Source organism: uncultured Gemella sp., from assembly GCF_963519265.1.
Classification (GTDB): domain Bacteria; phylum Bacillota; class Bacilli; order Staphylococcales; family Gemellaceae; genus Gemella.
Window position 1 is genome coordinate 1 of the sequence record NZ_CAUQNQ010000004.1, and the last position, 20,057, is coordinate 20,057.

Sequence of the window (20,057 nt, forward strand, 5' to 3'; positions counted from 1 at the left end):
AGTTAACTTTATTTAAAACATCAGATTGTGTTTACACAAAAATCTTGACACTGCCGAAAAATATGAACTTGACTAATAAATGAATTAATTAATTTTACTCAAATATTTTGTAATGGTGATAATGGAACTTGAAAAGTTCCATCGGTAAAATTAAGATTACAAGCTTAATTTTAAGGTGTAATATCCACTTTAATTGTCTAAATGACAATTAAAGTTAGATGGAACCGTCCGCCACCATACTTAAAATATTTGAATAGTAAAATTAAATTATCTAATATACAAAAAAACTGATAAAGGAACATTATTCCTTTATCAGTTTTTATATTATTTGTGATTATTTTAATCTTTCTTCTAATTCTGCTTTTAAGTCTTCAAATCCTGGTTTTCCAAGAAGAGCAAACATATTTTTCTTATACGCTTCTACTCCTGGTTGGTCAAATGGATTTAATCCTTGCATGTATCCAGAAATACCTACAGCTTTTTCGAAGAAGTATACTAAGTATCCAAATGTAAACTCACTCATATCTGGAAGCTCTACTACAAAGTTAGGTACTCCTCCATCAGTGTGAGCAAGAAGAGTTCCTTCAAATGCTTTAGTATTTACAAAGTTCATAGTTTTTCCTGCTAAATAGTTAAGTCCATCTAAGTTATTTTCAGCTTCTTTAAGTTCAATATCTTTATTTGGAGATTTAACTTTTAAAATAGTTTCAATTAGAATACGACGCCCTTCTTGAACATATTGTCCCATAGAGTGAAGATCTGTTGAGAAGCACACACTTGATGGATATAATGCTTTTCCATCTTTACCTTCAGACTCACCGTAAAGTTGTTTCCACCATTCATTGAAGTAAACCATTGATGGTTCATAAGAAACAAGAATTTCGATTAATTTACCTTTTTGTTGTAATACATTACGCATTACAGCATATTGGTAAGCAATGTTAGTACTTAAATCTGGTGAAGAAAGTTCATCTTGAGCTAATTTAGCTCCAGCCATCATTTTATCAATATCAATTCCACTTACAGCAATTGGAAGTAACCCTACCGCAGTAAGAACTGTGAAACGTCCACCGATATCATCAGGTACTACAAATGTTTCATATCCTTCATCATCAGCTAATGATTTTAATGCTCCACGAGCTTTATCAGTAGTAGCGAAGATTCTTTCTTTAGCTCCTTCTTTACCATATTTTTCTTCAAGTAATTCTTTGAAAATACGGAATGCAATAGCAGGCTCTGTAGTTGTTCCTGATTTAGAAATTACATTTACAGAGAAATCTTTTCCTGTAGTTTTTAAGTAATTCACTAATTCTTGAGTGTAACTTGAAGAAATAGTATGACCAACGAAGAAAATTTTCGGTGTTTTTCTTCCTTCTTCATAGAAGTTATAGAAGCTATCATTTAGCATTTCTATTGCAGCACGAGCTCCAAGGTAAGATCCCCCAATACCAATAACTACTAGTACATCAGAATTGCTTTGGATTTTTTTACTAGCTTCTTTAATTCTAGCAAATTCTTCTTTGTCATAATTAGTTGGTAAATCTAACCATCCTAGGAAGTCATTTCCTATTCCAGTTTTATTGTGTAATTGATCATGTGCAACTTTCACATAACCTTCCATATTTTTCACTTCTTGTTCGTTAAAGAAGTTTAGTGCTTTCGAATAATCAAAATTTAAGTGCATTTTTGTTCTCCTTTTTTTATTTTCATCTTTTATTATAAATCATTGTTGGCTTGTCGTCTATAATATAATCGTAAATTAATTCAGAAACTTTTTCTGCATTGTGCCTAATCGTATTATTATCAACGATTCCTACATCATTATTTTTTATCAATTTTATTCCAAGTTTTTCTATTTCGTCTTGATCGATTTTGACCGGTTCTTGTTTTTCTTTGTGATATTTCGATAAAATACTATCATCGAATTCACGAGAATTTGCAATTACTAGATCAAAAATGTTTTCTTCCACATGTTTGTTTATTGCAATAATATGATCAGATACAGTATAATTGTCAGTTTCACCATGTTGAGTCATAACATTACATACATATATTTTTTTAGCTTTACTTTCTCTAATTTTCTCCGAAACTTGAGAAATCACTAAATTTGGAATAATTGAAGTATATAAACTACCTGGTCCCATTATTATATAATCTGCCTGTTCTATAGCTTTTAATACATCTTCATTAGGTTTTACCCTAGAAGGTGTAATATAAACATGATCAATCTCTCCGCCAGCTCCTGTTATCGAAGATTCTCCTCGTATAATCTCTCCTGTTGAAAGAACAGCATTTAACGTTGCTATATCATTAGTTGTTGGCAATACTGTTCCACGGACATTTAAGATTCTACTCATAACCTTAACCGCAGTAGAAAAATCACCATGAATATCTGTCATGGCAGCTATCATTAAATTACCAACTGGGTGACCTTTTATTTCTCCACTATCAAAACGATACTGAAACATCTTTTCTAAGTATGGTTCTACATCTGACAAAGCTGCAATAACATTTCTAATATCCCCTGGTGAAGGAATATTCATATCACTACGTATTTTCCCAGAACTTCCACCATCATCTGCTACTGTTACTACTGCCGTTATGTCAAGTGGATATTTTTTCAAACCTCTTAAAAGAACTGATAAACCTGTTCCTCCACCAATAGTAACTACTTTTACTTTAGTTCTCATTTTACTACCTACCCTTATTAATATCGCGATGTTCTAGATGTACTCTATAACCTAACTTTGATATATCCTCATGTAACCTTCTTGCTACACTAACCGATCTATGTTTTCCTCCGGTACATCCTACAGCTATTGCGACTTTATCTCTTCCTTCATATTGGTACTTATCAATCATATAAGTCATTAATTCTAGATATCTATCATAAAATTCTTTAGTGACTTCATCTTCAAAAACATAATCATAAACTTCTTTATCTTGACCTGTTTTTTCTCGTAGTTCATTTGTATAAAATGGATTTCTTAAAAAACGAACATCTACTATGTTATCTGCATCAATTGGCACACCATATTTATATCCGAAACTAGAGATAGTAATATGATAACTATCTTTCTTTTCAATTCCAAAATCCTCTAATATTTTTTTCTTAAGATCTTTAATTGTTGTATTTGTAGTATCATAAATATAATTCGCTATACCTTTAATAGTATCCATATCTTTTCTTTCTTGAGCAATTCCCTCAAGCAAACTGAACTCACTAGATAATGGATGATTTTTTCTAGTCTCTTTATATCTATTTACCAATACTTGGTCTTCACTATCTAAAAATATTATACGAACATCAAAATATTCATTTTGTTGTATTTTTTTTAATACCTCTTTTAAATCAACAAATAAGACTTTACTTCTTATATCAATACTTATAGCGGTTTTATCAATATCTTTTTCTTCAATTATTCTTAAAAAATCCTCTACAACCAATCCGGGCAAATTATCTGTACAAAAATACCCCTGATTTTCAAAAATTTCTAATGCTGTATTTTTCCCTGCTCCACTTATTCCTGTTATAATAACTAATTTTTTCTTCATAGCTTCACATCCATCTTTATAATATTATGTAAGTTTTATGGAATGATAAATTCAGTTTAACAAAGAAATAAACTGCTCCATTCCTATATTGTACACCATTTCTATTTATTTGTGTAGTATTTTAAAATTATAAAAAATAAACCTACTGTTTAGATTTCTTTTACAGTAGGTTTATCACTAATTACCCATTACCTCTAGTAGTATTATTCCCAGTATTTCTTCCACTAGGTTGAACTACATTAGAATTCCCTCCTCGTGATTGGGAACTATTATTATTTCCATTTTGTTGGCCGTTTTGATTTGATGTATTACCATTATTATCTTCAGAATTATTTCCGTTACGATTATTATTTTCATTGCTGTTATTATCGTTATTATTATTGTTATTTCTATCTTTCTCTTTTTCTTCTTGATTACGTCTATTTTTCTCTTCAATTTCTCGACGCTCATTATCAGAAATAACCTTAACTCCTCCATTAATAGATCCTACATTTTCTGGGACTTTAAATCCTTTAGGTGGATGGATACGTACTATATTTTGCATATTAATTCTATACAATGCTTGTGTTTTTTGTGTATCTTCTTGAGTCATATACTTCGTTGGACCATCTATTGCATCAAATCCCTGCCATACAGCCATCGTATAATTACTAGTATATCCAATTGTCCAAGAATCTTTAGAATAATTATCTATATCAAAATTATACTTTTGAGCTTCTCCTTCACCGAATGTAGTTGTACCTGTCTTAACAGCCATATCAGCTCCACTAATACGAGCAAACGAAGCTAAACCATTTACTCCATTTCTTAACATTGATGTCATAATATATGCTGTAGATTCTTTAATAACACGTTTTCTATCATCTTTGCTAAAGCTCTTCACTTCAGAACCTTCACTATCGTAGACCTTTTTAATAGCTTTCGGCGTTGCATAGTATCCTCCATTACTAAATGGAACATATGCTCCTGCCATTTGTAATGGCGAAAATCCATCTCCACTTCCTCCTATTGGCGTAGTAATAGAATCATCTGTGATTTCCATACCTACATTAGCTGCATATTGTTTTACTCTATTAAACCCAACCTCTTGGTATGTTTTAATCGCTGGAATATTGTATGACCATACTAATGCATTATTTATAGTAGTATTACCATGAAATCTTCTATCCCAGTTTTGAATTTGTGAACCTTGAAGTTTAGAGTCATTAACTATATGATCAGAACCCCAATTTAAATACTCAATCGCTGGTCCGAAAGCTAGTATTGGTTTAATCGATGAACCAGGTTGTAATTTAGCTTGTGTTGCAATATTAAACCCATGGAATGTTTGTTTTTTACCACCGTATAATGCGGCAATACCACTATTTTCATTGTTTAGTACTACCATCGCTACATTACTTGCTTGTTTTATTCCAGCATAGTTTGCATTAACACTTTCAGTTAACGTATTTTGAATTTTAGAGTCGAAGTTTGTATAAATCTTAAGTCCTAAGTTTAATACGTCTCCTTCATAATCTTTATATTCTTTACTATTTTTTAATTCATTTACAATTTGATTCATGTAAGAAGTATATTTTGAATCAAATTCACTTGATAATAATACACGTTCACTTTCATCACGCTGTATTATCCCTGATAATACGTCAGTTTTTTGCGCAGCTTGTGAATCAGCTTCTGAAATTTTCCCATGATATTGCATTAAGTAAAGCACTGTATCACGACGAGCTTTAGCCGCTTCTGGATTATCATAAGGGTTATACGTATTAGGGTGTTGAGGTATCCCTGCTAAAAGAGCCATTTGTGGAAGAGTAAGTTGATTTAATTCTTTTCCGTAATAATATTTAGCAGCTGTTTTAAGCCCATAAACTCCATCAGAATAATAGATTCTGTTTACATACATTGTAAAAATTGACTCTTTATCATAGTTTTGTTCAAGTTTATATGCAAGGTACGCTTCTTGAACTTTACGCTTAACGCTCTTATTGTCATCAAGGAATGTTCTCTTGATTAACTGTTGAGAAATTGTTGACGCACCTTGAGATCCAAATCCACTTGTAAGGTTTGAAAATACCGCTCCTACTAAACGTCTAAAATCGACTGCTCCATGTTCGAAGAATCTATTATCCTCTGTCGCTAAGATTGCATCTTGCATTTTTGTTGGGATATCTGATGTATTTAAATTTTCACCAATTTGGTTCCCTAATTTCGCCACCTCATTATTATTAACATCATAAACGACTGTTCTTGAGTTATTATCTAGTATCTTAGAGTCAAATGCAGGTGCTTGATAAATCCAGAATACACATAATAAGAATAGTGATATAATAGCAACACTTGCTGCATATAACCCATACCTCAATATTTTCATCCATAAAGTTTTATTAGATTTTTTAGAATTTGGATTACTAATTCTATTTGGACCTAATGGACGTCTAGGCCCTCCTGGTCTACCAGTTCTTGCTGATTGTTGAGCATTTCTCGGTCTAACAGGTGGTACTCCTTGTCCTTGATTAGCATTACCTGCTCTTTGTTGTTGATTGGAAGATCCTGCGTTCTGTGCATTTCTTCTCATTATTTCTTCATTTGTTAATGGTCTTCTTTGTTGCCCATTATTTGTTGGATTATTATTTCCTCTAGATATATATCCACCTGGCATAACACTCTTTCTTTCCTGAGAGTGTCTATCTCTTCTCGATAGCCGACTATTATTATTTTCTGCCATAGTATATCCTCTCTTTTTCAATATTTAAACTTTCATTTAACTTTCATTTTGATTTGAACCCTTTTTTCGATATAAAATGGTACAATATACTACATTAATTTTAATGTATAATGAAAAAAAAATCAATTTACTTTGTATAATATTAACTATTATTTAATATTTTTGTAACATTTACAAAGATTTTATAATTATAGTTCAGTTAATTAATACTTAATTTAAATTTTTTACAAATTAATATTAGTAAACATAATTCAAAAAAGGATAATTCATTAAGAATCACCCTTATATTCTGCTAATATAATCATTAATTATTATAGCAAAGTCTTAGTAGATAAATTACTAAAAACCTCTATTTCTTCTTTAACATTTTACTTAGTTAACGCTACTTCTATATTACTAATAGCTGCTTTAGCTGCTGCAATTCTCGCAATAATAACTCGGTATGGTGAACAAGAGACATAACCTAAACCAATTTTTGAACAAAGTAGAATTGATTTTTCATCTCCTCCATGCTCACCACAAATTCCTAGTTTAATATTAGGTTTTACCGCTTTTGCTTTATTGACAGCAATCTTCATTAACTCTAGTACTCCACTCTCATCTAAATGAACAAATGGATCTGACTCTAAGATATTTTTTTTCTTATAGATATCGATAAATTTCTCAGCGTCATCTCTTGAATAACCAAATGTTAATTGTGTTAAGTCATTTGTTCCGAAACTGAAGAAATCTGCATGTTCAGCAATCTTATCAGCTACTACACAAGCTCGTGGTATTTCAATCATAGTTCCTACTTTATAATTAAAGTCCGCATTGTATAACTGTATTTCTTTTTCAACTAATTCAACTATTTGCTCACGTAGAACTGAAAGTTCTTTTTCTAAACCTACTAACGGAATCATAATTTCTACATTAACTTCAATTCCTTCTTTACGTGCTCTAATCGCTGCTGAACTAATCCCTTTTGCTTGCATTAAATAAATTTCTGGATAAGTTATTCCTAGACGGCAACCACGGTGTCCCATCATAGGGTTGAATTCAGCAATACTAGCAATTTTAGCTTCTAATTGACTAACACTTACACCTATTTCCTCGGCAATAACTTTTACAGTTTTTTCATCTTTCGGTAAGAATTCGTGAAGTGGTGGATCTAATAATCTTATGTTAACAGATTTACCCCTTGCTTCTTTAAAAATTTTATAGAAATCATCACTTTGAATTGGTTGTAATCTATCTAAGAATCTAATTCTTTCATTTGTATCTGATGCTAATATCATTTTTCTAACTAAACTAATTCTATCTTCTTCAAAGAACATATGTTCTGTTCTACATAATCCAATTCCTTCAGCTCCAAACTCGAAAGCAACTTTTGCATCAACTTCATTATCAGCATTTGCTAATACTTTTAGACTTCTAATTTCATCTGCCCATCCTAAAAGCTTATTGAATCTATCACTGAATCTAGCATCTATTTTATCAACTTCACCCAGGTAAACCTTACCACTACTTCCATCAACAGAGATTACATCTCCTTCTTTTAATGTAATTCCAGCAATTTTTAAAGTTTTTTCGTCATAATTAATAATCATGTTTTGACAACCACATACACAGCATTTACCCATTCCACGTGCTACTACCGCAGCATGTGATGTCATACCTCCACGTAGAGTTACAATGGCTTCTGAGCTAACCATTCCTTCAATATCTTCAGGTGATGTTTCTTCTCTTACTAATACAACCGGTTTTGTTTTAGCTGCTTCAACTGCTTCATGAGCAGTAAAATAAATTGCTCCCACTGCCGCTCCTGGTGAAGCCGCTAATCCTTGAGTTAATTGTTGTGCTTGTTTCAATGATTTATCTTCAAATGTAGAATGAAGAAGTTTGTTAATTTCTTCTGTACCTACTCTTAAAATAGCCTCTTCCTTACTAATAACACCTTCTTCTACTAATGAAACTGCAACTTCAACAACTGCATTTGGTGTTCTCTTAGCATTTCTTGTTTGAAGAATATATAGCTTACCATCTTCAATAGTGAACTCAATATCTTGCATATCTTTGTAGTGTCCTTCTAATTTTTTAGAAAGCTCCACAAACTCTTTATATAAATGTGGCATATCTTCAGCTAGCACACTAATATTTTTCGGCGTTCTAATTCCCGCAACTACATCTTCCCCTTGTGCATTAATTAAATATTCTCCGAATAATTCATCTTCACCAGTTACAGGATTTCTACTAAACGATACTCCAGTACCACAATTGTCTCCCATATTACCGAAAACCATGGCTTGGATATTTACAGCAGTCCCTAGTTTATCACTAATATTATGAAGTCTTCTATATACTTTAGCACGATTATTATTCCATGATTTAAATACCGCTTCGATAGCTAGCATAAGTTGTTCCTTCACACTCATCGGAAATTCACGTCCTACTTCTTTTCTGTAAATTTCTTTGAACTCCTCAACAACTTTAAATAAATCTTTTTCATTCATATCGCTATCTTGTTCATAGCCATTTTCATTTTTTACTCGTGTTAATACTTCTTCAAATTTATATTTCTCTACATCCATTACTACATCAGAGAACATTTGAATAAATCTTCTATAACTATCATAAGCAAAACGATAATTATTATTTTTCTTAGCTAAGGCAATAGTTGTTTCATCATTCAATCCTAAATTTAAAATTGTATCCATCATACCAGGCATTGAAAATACAGCACCACTTCGTACAGATACTAATAACGGATTTTCTATACTTCCTAACTCTTTACCTATATTTTTTTCCAATATTTCTAATTGTTCATTAATTTGTTTTAAAATCTCAGGTTTAATTCGTTCCCCATTTTCATAATAACTATTACAGCTTTCTGTAGTAATAGTAAAACCAGGTGGTACATTAATCCCTAATCCCTTCATTTCTGCAAGATTCGCACCTTTACCCCCAAGTAAAGATCTCATATCTTTATTTCCTTCACTGAAATTATAAACATATTTTTTTGTCATTTTAAAATTCCCCCATCACATTTTTGTTACAGTATATAATTATTTATTAAATGTTAGACTTCTAAGCCGCGTTCTCTCATTATCCCAATTATTAATTCTGCAGTTTCCTCTATAGCTTTATTTTGAACATCTATTATCGGACAACCAATTTTCCCCATAATTTCTAACGCGTACTCTAATTCTTCAAATATTTGGATTTCATCTGTATAATCAGTATTTCCATCCACTCCTAAAGTTTTTAGTCTTTCTTCCCTCAACTTATTAAGTTGTTCTACTGAATTTGTTAAACCAATAATCTTTCTTTTTACTTCATATAATTGCTCTGGTAGTATTAAATCTTGTACAATAGGAACATTCATAACTTTAATGTTTCTATTTGCTAGATATAAGCTTAATGGTGTTTTAGACGTTCTTGATACCCCCAAAATAACAATATCCGCCTCTTTAAGACCATTAATATCCTTACCATCATCATACTTCACAGCAAATTCCAATGCATCAACTCTTTTGAAGTACTCAGTTCCCATTTTTCTGTTTAAACCTGGATTGCCCTCAGATTTTATTCCAAGTTTATCTTCAAAAGTATTTAGCATTTCACTTAACAGATCTATAACTTTTATATTTTTTTCTAACCCTTTTTTCTTCACGTATTCGGCTAAGGTACTATCCACCAATGTTTGAACTATTACATCCCCATCATTTACATTCGACATAATACAATCTATTTTTTCTATCGTACAAACATTTGAATTCTTCAATACCTTAAAATCAGCTTTTCCATAAGAGAACTGTACTAAAGCTGCATCTACAACATCCTTCGCAGTATTCCCTATTGAATCTGAAATTATATGTACAGTTAACATATTACCCCTCCAGTATTTCCAATAATAACTTAATTAATGTAGTTTTCGATATTTTCCCAACGATTATCTTACCATCTTTTTCATCCCTTACAACAGGCAAACAATCAATCTCATGTAAAATTAATTTTCTTAATGCATCTGTCACTAATTCATCTTCATATATGTATATTACATTCGGTACACGTGTCATCGCTAATACTACAGGAAGATTTTGTCCGTCAGCATTTCTAGATAATTTCAGCATATCCTTTCTAGATGTGACACCGGCAAGGTGATTATTCTCATCAACAATAAAAATAGTCCCTACATCATAAATGAATAATTTCGATAATACTTCAGAATAAGTCGCTGTACTTTTAGCAGTAATAGCTATCCCCATTACATCTTTTACCAATTTACTTCTTATTTCTTCACGTTGTTCTCCTAATGAAAAGTTATAATTATAATAGTAACCTACATTTGGTTTTGCTTCCAAAATTTCTAACATCCCTAAGACAGCTAGATCATTTCTTAAAGTAGATTTCCCTAAAGAAAGCTTTTCGGCAATCTCATCACTCGTAATCGGCTCAAAATTCTTTACTATTTCAATTATAGCTTTATGTCTTTCAGTAAGTTTCATTGCTCCTCCTTCTTGTATCATATTTTTTATTATACAATATATTACACATTAATTCAAGCGCTACCCTTAATTAATGTGTAACATTTATAAATTATGTAATATATTTTTCTAATAAAACATCCATGATACATGAGATTAATTCTATTTATTACCAAATTATTAAAATAGAGTTACCAGGTGTCTATATTTATTTAAATTTAAATATTTATGTGTTATAATTAATCTAATAATAAATTGAGGGGAAAAATTGTATGTCAAAATTATCAAAACTATTCGCAATCGGTACAGGAATAGCCGTTGCTAACTATTATTCAAAAAATCCAAATAAAGTTGAAGAACACGCTGAATACGTTAAGAAAAAATCTAAAGATTACTATGGTTACACACGTTGCATGATTCGCTATACTAAGAAAAATGGTGTTGAAGAAGCTGCAATCTACTTATACAATGATTTAGTAAAAAATCTTAAAAAAGCTAAGAATGCTTTAGAGAACAAATACAACGATGCTGTTGATTACGGAAAAGAATTATCTAATAATGTAACAGATATTAAAGGACATGTATCTAACGTAAAAGAATACACTGCAGAAGTTAAAGAAAATCTAGGTGATGCAAAGAAAATCGTTGAAGAATTCAAACCTTCTGTAGAAGCTTATAAAGAAAAAGCAAAAGAATCTTTTGAAAAAATTAAAGATCAAGTTTCTAACATTAAAAAAGATGTAGATGAATCACACGTTCAAGAAAAAGTTGAAGATTTCGCTAATAAATCAACTGAAACTTTAGAATCTGTTAAAGAACGAGTTGAAACAGAAGTATTAAACAACACACCTGAAAATCAAGACGAAAAATAGTGTAACGAGGATTTAACATGAATCTACTATCACTAAATACCCTTCCTAGCACAGGTGAAGCAGTTAAAAATTATGGTGCATACATTGGTGTAATCATAATAATCGCGATAATTTTCTTCCTAGTATGGAGAAAAAAGAATAATAAAGATGACTAGAAAGGACTGATCCAAAAGTCCTAAAATTTAACAAAGTTCATAGGCACAGTGGTTTATTAATTTCAAAAATAGCTTTATAGAAGCTTTTTTGAAATCTAATAAACTGTACAGGGACGACTTGACAAAATCAATTTCTACGAAATCACGATTTTTGAGTCGCTCCCTTTTCTCATAAATTAAGATAGTGATTCGAAAATCGTATCGATTTTCAAATCACTATCTATTTTATTTTATACTATTTTAAATTATCTAATGCAGCTATTCTTTCTTTAACACTATCATATTGTTCTTGATATGTTTCTTGTTTTTCTTTTTCTTTAGCTACAACCGCTTCTGGAGCAGAACCGACAAATTTTTCATTAGAAAGTTTTTTATTTACTCTATCTAATTCTTGTTGTAATTTTTCTAATTCTTTTCCTAGACGTTCTTTTTCTTTGTCTACATCGATTAAGTCACTTAATGAAACATAGATTTCAGCACCTGGTAAAATACGACTGATGTCAGTTTCACTTGCTTCTACTTCGCGTTCGATAATAAGTTCGCTAGGACGAGCAAATTTCTCTAAATACGCACTACCATTTAATAATACTTCTTTTACACTATCTTGTGAGTATCTAATCTTAATAGGAATCTCACGAGACATTGGCGCATTCACTTCGCTACGGATATTACGAACTGCTGTGATTACATCTTGGATGAATTGCATATCTTCAGTTTCTTTCTCAAATACTAGACTTGCATCAACTTTAGCAAATTCACTAGTTACAATACTATCTCCTATGTGAGGAATATGTTGCCAAATTTCTTCAGTTACGAACGGCATAAATGGATGTAACATTTTTAGAGAAGCATCAAGAACATATACTAAAATAGATTTAGTAGTTTTCTTAGCAGCTTCATCTTCACCATTTAATGAAATCTTAGCAATTTCAATATACCATGAACAGAATTCTTCCCATACAAAGTTGTAAAGAATACGGCTTGCTTCACCAAACTCATATTTTTCGAATAATCTTTCGAAGTCTTCAATAGTTTTAGCAAGTTTTGTTAAGATATATTTATCAGCTAATGTTTTTTCTCCAGTTAAATCAATATCACTATATTCGAAACCTTCAAGGTTCATGATTACGAAACGAGAAGCGTTCCAAATTTTATTGATATAGTTCCAACTTGCTTCGATTTTCTCAGTTGAGTAACGTAAGTCTTGACCTGGTGTTGAGTTAGTAGCTAAGAAATAACGTAAGCTATCAGCTCCATATTGTTCGATTACTTCCATTGGATCTACACCATTACCAAGTGATTTACTCATCTTACGACCTTGTTCATCACGTACTAAACCGTGAATTAAACAATCTTCAAATGGACGAGTACCTGTAAATTCTAATCCTTGGAATACCATACGAGCAACCCAGAAGAAGATGATGTCATATCCAGTTACTAGACAACTATTTGGATAGTAACGTTTGAAATCCTCACTTTCTAAGTCTGGCCATCCTAATGTAGAGAATGGGAATAATGCTGAAGAGTACCAAGTATCAAGAACGTCTTCATCTTGAACATAGTTTTCAATATCTTTTGGTGGGTTTACATCAACATAAACTTCACCAGTTTCTTTGTGATACCATGCTGGAATACGGTGCCCCCACCATAATTGACGCGAAATACACCAGTCTTGGATATTTTCCATCCAAGTGTTTAACGTATTTTCAAAACGAGGTGGATAGAAGTTAACTTTTCTATCTGTATCTTTTTGGTTTTCTAAAACTTTATCAGCAAGAGGCTTCATATCAACAAACCATTGTTTAGAAAGGTATGGTTCAACAACAGCGCCACTACGCTCAGAGTGACCTACTGAGTGAAGGTGTTTTTCAATCTTGAAGCATACTCCACTTTCTTGTAAATCAGCGATAAGAGCTTTACGACATTCGAAACGATCCATACCGTTATACTTATCAGCGTATTCATTCATAACAGCACCTTCATCCATAACGATGATACGTTCTAAGTTATGACGTTCACCCACTTCAAAGTCGTTTGGATCGTGAGCAGGAGTTATTTTAACTACCCCACTTCCGAAATCTTTTTCTACATATTCATCTGCAATAACAGGAATTTCTTTATTTGTTACTGGTAAAAGAACTGTTTTACCAATATATTTTTGATATCTTTCATCTTCAGGATGAACAGCAACCGCAGTATCCCCAAATAGAGTTTCAGGACGAGTAGTTGCTACTTCTAGATAATCCCCGCTTCCATCAGCTAAGAAATATTTAAGGTGATAGAATGCACCTTCTACGTCTTTGTGAATTACTTCGATGTTAGATAATGCAGTTCTTTGAACTGGATCCCAGTTGATAATTTTCTCACCACGGTAGATTGTTCCATTGTTGTAGTGATCTACGAAAATTTTCGTTACTGCTTTATTTAATCCTTCATCTAATGTAAATCTTTCTCTTGAATAGTCTAAACCTAATCCAAGTTTAGCCCATTGTGCACGAATATATCCAGCATACTCTTCTTTCCATTCCCATGCACGCTCTAAGAATTTTTCACGACCTAAGTCATAACGACTTAATCCTTCTTCACGCATTTTAGCTTCTACTTTGGCTTGTGTAGAGATACCAGCGTGATCCATTCCTGGAAGGTAAAGTACATCAAATCCTTTAAGACGTTTATAACGTGTTAACATATCTTGTAGAGTTGTATCCCAAGCATGCCCAATGTGTAATTTACCAGTTACGTTTGGTGGTGGAATTACGATTGTATATGGATTCTTTTTACTTTTATTATCAGCTTTAAAAACTTCTTTTTCCAACCACCAGTTGTAGCGATTATTTTCTACTTCGGTCGGATTATATTTTGTAGACATTTCAGTCATGACTATTCCTCCTAAATTTTTATTTTATTATTAATTATTTTTACTTTTACTAGTTATATTGGTGATATTTTTTCTAGGTAAAAAAAATAACCTCCATCCTTACATAAGGACGAAAGTTTCCGTGGTACCACCTTTATTCTAATTATATAAATTAGCACTTAATAAGATTAACGCTCTAACCACGTTTAAAGCTACTTACTTTCACTCTAAATGCTCACCGGCTACTTCAAAGTCCTGCCTAGGAGAAATCTCTCAACCACTGATTTCTTTTCTGTATCCTACGGTACGCAAGAACTTCTACTTATCGGCTCATCGCATATATTTTATAATTAAAATATGTTTAATATAATAACATACTTTTTTTTATAATGCAAGTGAAATGAGAATATAACTATCTATACATTATAAAAAAGTACTTCAATGATTAGAAATCTAATTCCATCATCGAAGTACTTTTTAAATATTAATCTTCTTTTCTATTTTTCCATGCTGTGGCGTTATCTATTTTAATTGGTAAGTTATCTAAATAGAATTCTGGATCTTTTCCTTGTTTATGTTGTTTCACATAGTCTTTTAATACTACATAAACTACACCAGAAAGACCGATAATCGCGATTAAGTTAAGTAAACTCATAATCCCCATTGTTACATCGGCTAATCCCCAAACTAAGTTTAGGTCCATGATACTTCCTACATATACAAAGATACATACAATAACACGGTAAACATTTACTGCCCATTTCTTAGGAAGTAAGTATTGAATGTTCGTTTCTCCGTAGTAGTAGTTCCCAATTACAGAACTATATCCAAATAAGAAAATAGCTACGATTAAAAAGATTGTTCCAATGCTTCCTACTTGTGAAGTTAAAGCAGCTTGAGTAAGTTGAATCCCTTGTAACTTACCAGCACCATATTCAACACCAGGGTATAGTAAGATTAAAAATGCTGTTGCTGTACATACTAAACATGTATCGAAGTAAACTCCTAGAGTTTGGATAAATCCTTGTTTGGCTGGGTGAGTACTATCAGCTGTTGCCGCAGCGTTAGGAGTAGACCCTAAACCGGCTTCGTTAGTGAACATACCACGTTTAATTCCTAAAAGAATTGATGTCCCCATACCAATTACTCCACCACCTACTTGTTCAAGACCAAATGCTGATCTAACGATTTGAACAAGAACACCAGGTAATTTGTCAATATTAATAACCATAATAACTAATACGATAAATAAGTACGCTACTGCCATTACAGGAACTAACCATTGAGTAATTTTAACAACTTTTGTTACACCACCAAAGATTACGAAAATTGTAAGAATTAATAGTGCAATTCCTGCGATATGAGTATTTACATTATAAACTTGTAAAGCCTGTGCAATAGTATTAGTTTGAACTGAGTTAAATGCTATACCATAAGTTACTGAAATAACAATAGCAAACAGTACACCCATCCATTTTTGTCCAAGACCTTTTTCCATATAGTAAGCAGGTCCCCCACGATAAACACCTTTTTTATCACGAACTTTATATACTTGAGCTAATGTTGATTCGGCAAATGATGAAGCTCCTCCAAATAGAGCCATCACCCACATCCAAAATACTGATCCAGGTCCACCCATTGCAATCGCAATAGCAACCCCGGCAATTGTTCCAGTACCTACTCTTGACGCAGCTGAAATAGTGAATGCTTGAAATGCTGAAACCCCTTTTTGTTCTCCGTCTTCTCCAACTTTAGGCTTCTCAGTAATAAGTCTGAACATTTCTTTAATATAAGTAAATTGTACAAACTTCGTACTAAATGTAAAATAAATACCAGATACCATCACTAACCCAATTAGGAAATAAGTCCACATAAAGTCGTTAACGGTATTTAACAATTCTAAAAATCTATCCATTAAGAGTCAACTCCTCATTAAATTTATTTTATTACGTTTTCTATTATACTGTATAAAATACAATATCTCTAAATATACGTGAGAAAATCTAACATAAACCTAACCAAAATGAACAATTCTTCTCATATTTACAAAAAATACACCGAGAAATTTTGAAATCTAACATAAAAAATCCAGGTAATTTAAACATCATTTCTAAATTACCTGAATTTCCTACTTTATACATATTCAATTCTATTTACTTCTTCGTTATTATTCTTTGGATAATCACTGAAGCTATTATTCATGTTAGGAACTACTAATCTTCTACCTCGAGCTTTTAAAATAGAATTTATTTCATAACTGTTTAAAGTCCTATAATCTAACTTCTCCTGAAGTACATATTCTCCACTTCTAATTCTAGCTCTAATATCTGTCGCAGCAACAAAGTAGACAACCATAAAGACAATAGAGAATATTAACTGACCTACTGAAAAAATATTCGCTAAGGTAGTGTTCCCCTGGAAAATAAATGCACTAAACATAGATAATACTGTTAATCCAGCTTGAATATACAATACCACTCGTCTACCTTTTGTATCAAAAATTGGTAAGTACATTATAAATAACATAATAAAGTTAAATATATAAACTACTAATCCCCCGACCACTAATAATACGAGTCCAGTAATTAGCAAACCAGCATACTGTTCCTTAAAAACATCAGTAGTAAATCGTAAATCTATCAGTAATAGCAATAAGACCCCAATTACAGCAGATGGAATCGCAAAAGTTAGTAAATAAGCTATTCCCCAATTATTTTTCCATACACGTCCTTTGTACTCTTTATAAATTCTATAAGTATTATAGAAAGGTATAAACGCGAGTCCTGACCTAACCCCAAGTATATCAAACATAATTTTTGAAAAAATAGCTGTGATAATATACCCAACAAAAACAAATATAAATAATACTATTCCAACTATAGCTAACACTTGATGTAGCATGTATTCATCTAAATTAAACATAAATAATTCCCCCTTATTCACTATCATAAAATTCATCTAACACATAAGTTGTTACAGGTTTAACATATAATTCATATTTAGCTACTAAATCAGCAATGATATCTCCATCAATCAGAGTAATGGCTCTAGTTCCCAAACGAGATGCTTCTATGGCAACTTTTGAAAATTTCGATGTCGTGATAAATATTCCAAACTCAGCATTATATTTATCCATTGCCCCTCTAAACTTATCTATTTCAGGAGAAGGAACATTACCTTCCCATCTTTTAGCCTGAATAGCAACTCTCGCAGTTCGAAAATCATCACTTGTTATATATCCAAACCCATCTAATCCACCATCATTAGAAACTTGAATCCCTATCTTTTCATCCATTTCAACATTCATCTTCGAAACGAGTTTTCTTGCGAACATCTCAAATTTTGCTGGGCTAAATTTTTTTAATTTCTCAATTAGCTCGACTCTCCATTGATCTTCTACAATTTCTTTCTCATCGAACGTAATTACCTCTTCAATATCAACGACCTCTTTGTTCCGTTTAATTTCCTTATTAATTTCTTTATATATAGCAGAAAAATCTAAAACTTCAAGGTTAGCCTCTCGCCCTTTATCCGTAAGAGTGTATATTTTATTTTCTTTCTTTAAAAATTCCGCTCTTTCTAAATAATTCAAACTAAAATTAATAAAAAACTCAAAAGGTGAATATTCTTTATTACTCTTCTCAGAAATACGACGAAAATCAATATATTCTTCAGTTATAACTTCAGAATTTTTTCTAAGATACTCTACTATCGCTCTTTTTGTATCACTTCCCCCTTTTTTTCTAAGTGCAATAATTATTTCTTTAGAAATAACATTATCTTTCTGACTAGTTGTCATTTTAAATATATTCACAAATTCTCCCTCCTTTATTTCCTTCACCTTTATTATACTAAAAATCTTTATAATTTAATAGCAAAAAAAGAATGAAATTGTCTGAAAATACAACCTCATCCTTTACAATTATTTATGATAACTTGCGCCTGTTATTATACGGTAAGCTCTATACACTTGTTCAAGTAAAACAACACGCATCATTTGATGTGGAAACGTCATTCTACTAAACGATAATGCAAAATCACTACGCTTTTTCACGCTATCAGAAAGACCATAACTTCCACCGATTACCAATGCTACATCACTCTTACCTGTAAGCATTAAATTATCAATTTTTGATGCAAATTCTTCACTCGATAAATTCTTACCTAAAATTTCCAAAGTAATAACATATTGATTATCTTTAATTTTTGATAATATGTTATTCCCCTCTTTTTCCATCGCAAGAGCTATTTCTGAATCATTTTCTACCTTTACTTTTTCATCAGAAATTTCTATAGTATTTAACTTAATATATGCTCCAAGACGTTTTTCATATTCTTTTATAGCGTCTCTATAAAATTTCTCCTTAACTTTACCTACACAAATCAAAGTTACTTTCATCAGAACCTCTTTCTACCTACACATCTTTACCAAGAACAAATTTTTCAATAGCATAAGCGAAACCATCTTCATCATTTGACTTAGAAATGAAATTCGCCGCTTCTTTTAAAGTAGGATTTGCATTATCAACCGCAACTCCCATACCGGCGAACTCAATCATACTTAAATCATTAAGCCCATCACCTAATGCCATTACATTCTCATTTGTTAAACCAAGTTTTTTACATAATGAATCTAAAGATACTCCTTTAGAAATATCTTTATCATTAATCTCGATAAAGAACGGTTTAGACATAGCAACCTCATACTCATCACCTAATTCAAGCGCCAGTTTATCTTTCGCTGCAATAGCTTCATCGGGATGCTTAAGAATTATTACCTTAGCCGCACCTTCTTTAATATCATCTTTCATATTTTCACTAATAACTAACTCAGCGTCTACTAAACTAGATTCAATTCTTGCATATTCATTATCACGATTCGTAAGAACTTTCCCACCTTGGTAAGTAAGAATATCACAATCATTCTCCAAAGCAACATCTATTAAGAACTTAATTCTCTCAGGAGATAAAAACTTCTCATAGATTACTTCATTCGTCTTAAGATTAGCAATTCTAGCTCCATTAAACGAAAGTAAGTAGTTATCATAACTATCAAGTTGTAAATCTTCTACTATACTCATCATTCCAAAATCAGGTCTACCTGATGCTAAAATAACTTTAATGTCTTGTTTCTTACACTCTCCAATTACTTCTCTATTTTTCTTAGAAATCTCACGATCACTATTTAATAGTGTATCATCAATATCTGTAACAACTAATTTTATCATACAAAAGCTCCTTTTTTTATCACTAGGGGGGGTGCAAAACCCTCTTAGGGGGTGCATCATTTAACGATTTGTTCTATCCTTAATTTAATCATATTCTACAAATCTGTTTAACCCTTGTTTACTCAATATATTATATCAGATAACCTTAATCTCTCATAGTGAAAAGGGAGTGACTCAAAAATCGTGATTTCGAAGAAATCGA

Annotated in this window: 15 protein-coding genes and 1 other annotated feature; of the genes, 2 read left to right on the forward strand and 13 right to left on the reverse strand. The window is 31.7% G+C overall.

Translation table 11 applies throughout. The features are described 5' to 3' along the window. Nucleotides 1–334: 334 nt before the first annotated feature. The 7 genes from RWN11_RS01110 to RWN11_RS01140 form a co-directional block, all read right to left on the reverse strand. On the reverse strand, nt 335–1,684 hold the full coding sequence (locus RWN11_RS01110; RefSeq protein ID WP_314159953.1) for a glucose-6-phosphate isomerase: 1,350 nt from the start codon (nt 1,682–1,684) through the stop codon (nt 335–337). 22 nt (nt 1,685–1,706) lie between these two features. Beyond that, complete coding sequence (yvcK, locus tag RWN11_RS01115; protein WP_048803173.1) at nt 1,707–2,690, reverse strand: YvcK family protein; 984 nt, start codon at nt 2,688–2,690, stop codon at nt 1,707–1,709. 4 nt (nt 2,691–2,694) lie between these two features. Further along, complete coding sequence (gene rapZ / locus RWN11_RS01120) at nt 2,695–3,555, reverse strand: RNase adapter RapZ (protein ID WP_314159954.1); 861 nt, start codon at nt 3,553–3,555, stop codon at nt 2,695–2,697. Between the two features lie 181 nt (nt 3,556–3,736). Continuing rightward, nucleotides 3,737–6,277, reverse strand: a complete 2,541-nt coding sequence (locus tag RWN11_RS01125; protein ID WP_314159955.1) for a transglycosylase domain-containing protein — start codon at nt 6,275–6,277, stop codon at nt 3,737–3,739. A gap of 368 nt (nt 6,278–6,645) precedes the next feature. Further along, nucleotides 6,646–9,282 (reverse strand): pyruvate, phosphate dikinase, encoded by a 2,637-nt coding sequence (gene ppdK, locus RWN11_RS01130; RefSeq protein WP_314159956.1) that lies wholly within the window; start codon nt 9,280–9,282, stop codon nt 6,646–6,648. A gap of 53 nt (nt 9,283–9,335) precedes the next feature. Continuing rightward, nucleotides 9,336–10,145 carry a pyruvate, water dikinase regulatory protein gene (locus RWN11_RS01135; protein ID WP_314159957.1) on the reverse strand — a complete coding sequence of 270 codons (810 nt, stop codon included), beginning with the start codon at nt 10,143–10,145 and terminating at the stop codon, nt 9,336–9,338. Between the two features lies 1 nt (nt 10,146). Then, a complete protein-coding gene (locus RWN11_RS01140) occupies nt 10,147–10,764 on the reverse strand; it encodes a CBS domain-containing protein (protein WP_314159958.1) in 618 nt (205 codons plus the stop codon). A gap of 251 nt (nt 10,765–11,015) precedes the next feature. On the opposite strand from RWN11_RS01140, the gene RWN11_RS01145 reads away from it, so the two are divergent. Together RWN11_RS01145 and RWN11_RS01150 are read left to right on the forward strand one after the other, a co-directional pair. Beyond that, nucleotides 11,016–11,615: a hypothetical protein gene (locus RWN11_RS01145; RefSeq protein WP_314159960.1), complete on the forward strand. Its 600-nt coding sequence runs from the start codon at nt 11,016–11,018 to the stop codon at nt 11,613–11,615. 17 nt (nt 11,616–11,632) lie between these two features. Next, a complete protein-coding gene (locus tag RWN11_RS01150; RefSeq protein WP_314159961.1) occupies nt 11,633–11,770 on the forward strand; it encodes an LPXTG cell wall anchor domain-containing protein in 138 nt (45 codons plus the stop codon). A 235-nt stretch (nt 11,771–12,005) separates the two neighbouring features. On the opposite strand, the gene RWN11_RS01155 is transcribed toward RWN11_RS01150, so the two are convergent. The 6 genes from RWN11_RS01155 to RWN11_RS01180 form a co-directional block, all read right to left on the reverse strand. Continuing rightward, nucleotides 12,006–14,648, reverse strand: a complete 2,643-nt coding sequence (locus tag RWN11_RS01155) for a valine--tRNA ligase (RefSeq protein ID WP_399535790.1) — start codon at nt 14,646–14,648, stop codon at nt 12,006–12,008. A gap of 102 nt (nt 14,649–14,750) precedes the next feature. After that, nucleotides 14,751–14,970 (reverse strand) — a binding site (T-box leader). A gap of 141 nt (nt 14,971–15,111) precedes the next feature. Continuing rightward, the gene (locus RWN11_RS01160) at nt 15,112–16,542 is read right to left on the reverse strand and encodes a sodium:alanine symporter family protein (RefSeq protein ID WP_314159962.1); all 1,431 of its coding nucleotides are present in this window, start codon (nt 16,540–16,542) and stop codon (nt 15,112–15,114) included. 218 nt (nt 16,543–16,760) lie between these two features. Continuing rightward, nucleotides 16,761–17,549 (reverse strand): hypothetical protein, encoded by a 789-nt coding sequence (locus RWN11_RS01165; RefSeq protein WP_314159963.1) that lies wholly within the window; start codon nt 17,547–17,549, stop codon nt 16,761–16,763. A 13-nt stretch (nt 17,550–17,562) separates the two neighbouring features. Further along, complete coding sequence (locus RWN11_RS01170) at nt 17,563–18,441, reverse strand: restriction endonuclease (protein WP_314159964.1); 879 nt, start codon at nt 18,439–18,441, stop codon at nt 17,563–17,565. A 108-nt stretch (nt 18,442–18,549) separates the two neighbouring features. Further along, nucleotides 18,550–19,026, reverse strand: a complete 477-nt coding sequence (rlmH, locus tag RWN11_RS01175) for a 23S rRNA (pseudouridine(1915)-N(3))-methyltransferase RlmH (RefSeq protein WP_048803186.1) — start codon at nt 19,024–19,026, stop codon at nt 18,550–18,552. A gap of 16 nt (nt 19,027–19,042) precedes the next feature. After that, a complete protein-coding gene (locus RWN11_RS01180) occupies nt 19,043–19,855 on the reverse strand; it encodes a Cof-type HAD-IIB family hydrolase (RefSeq protein ID WP_314159965.1) in 813 nt (270 codons plus the stop codon). Nucleotides 19,856–20,057 lie beyond the last annotated feature (202 nt).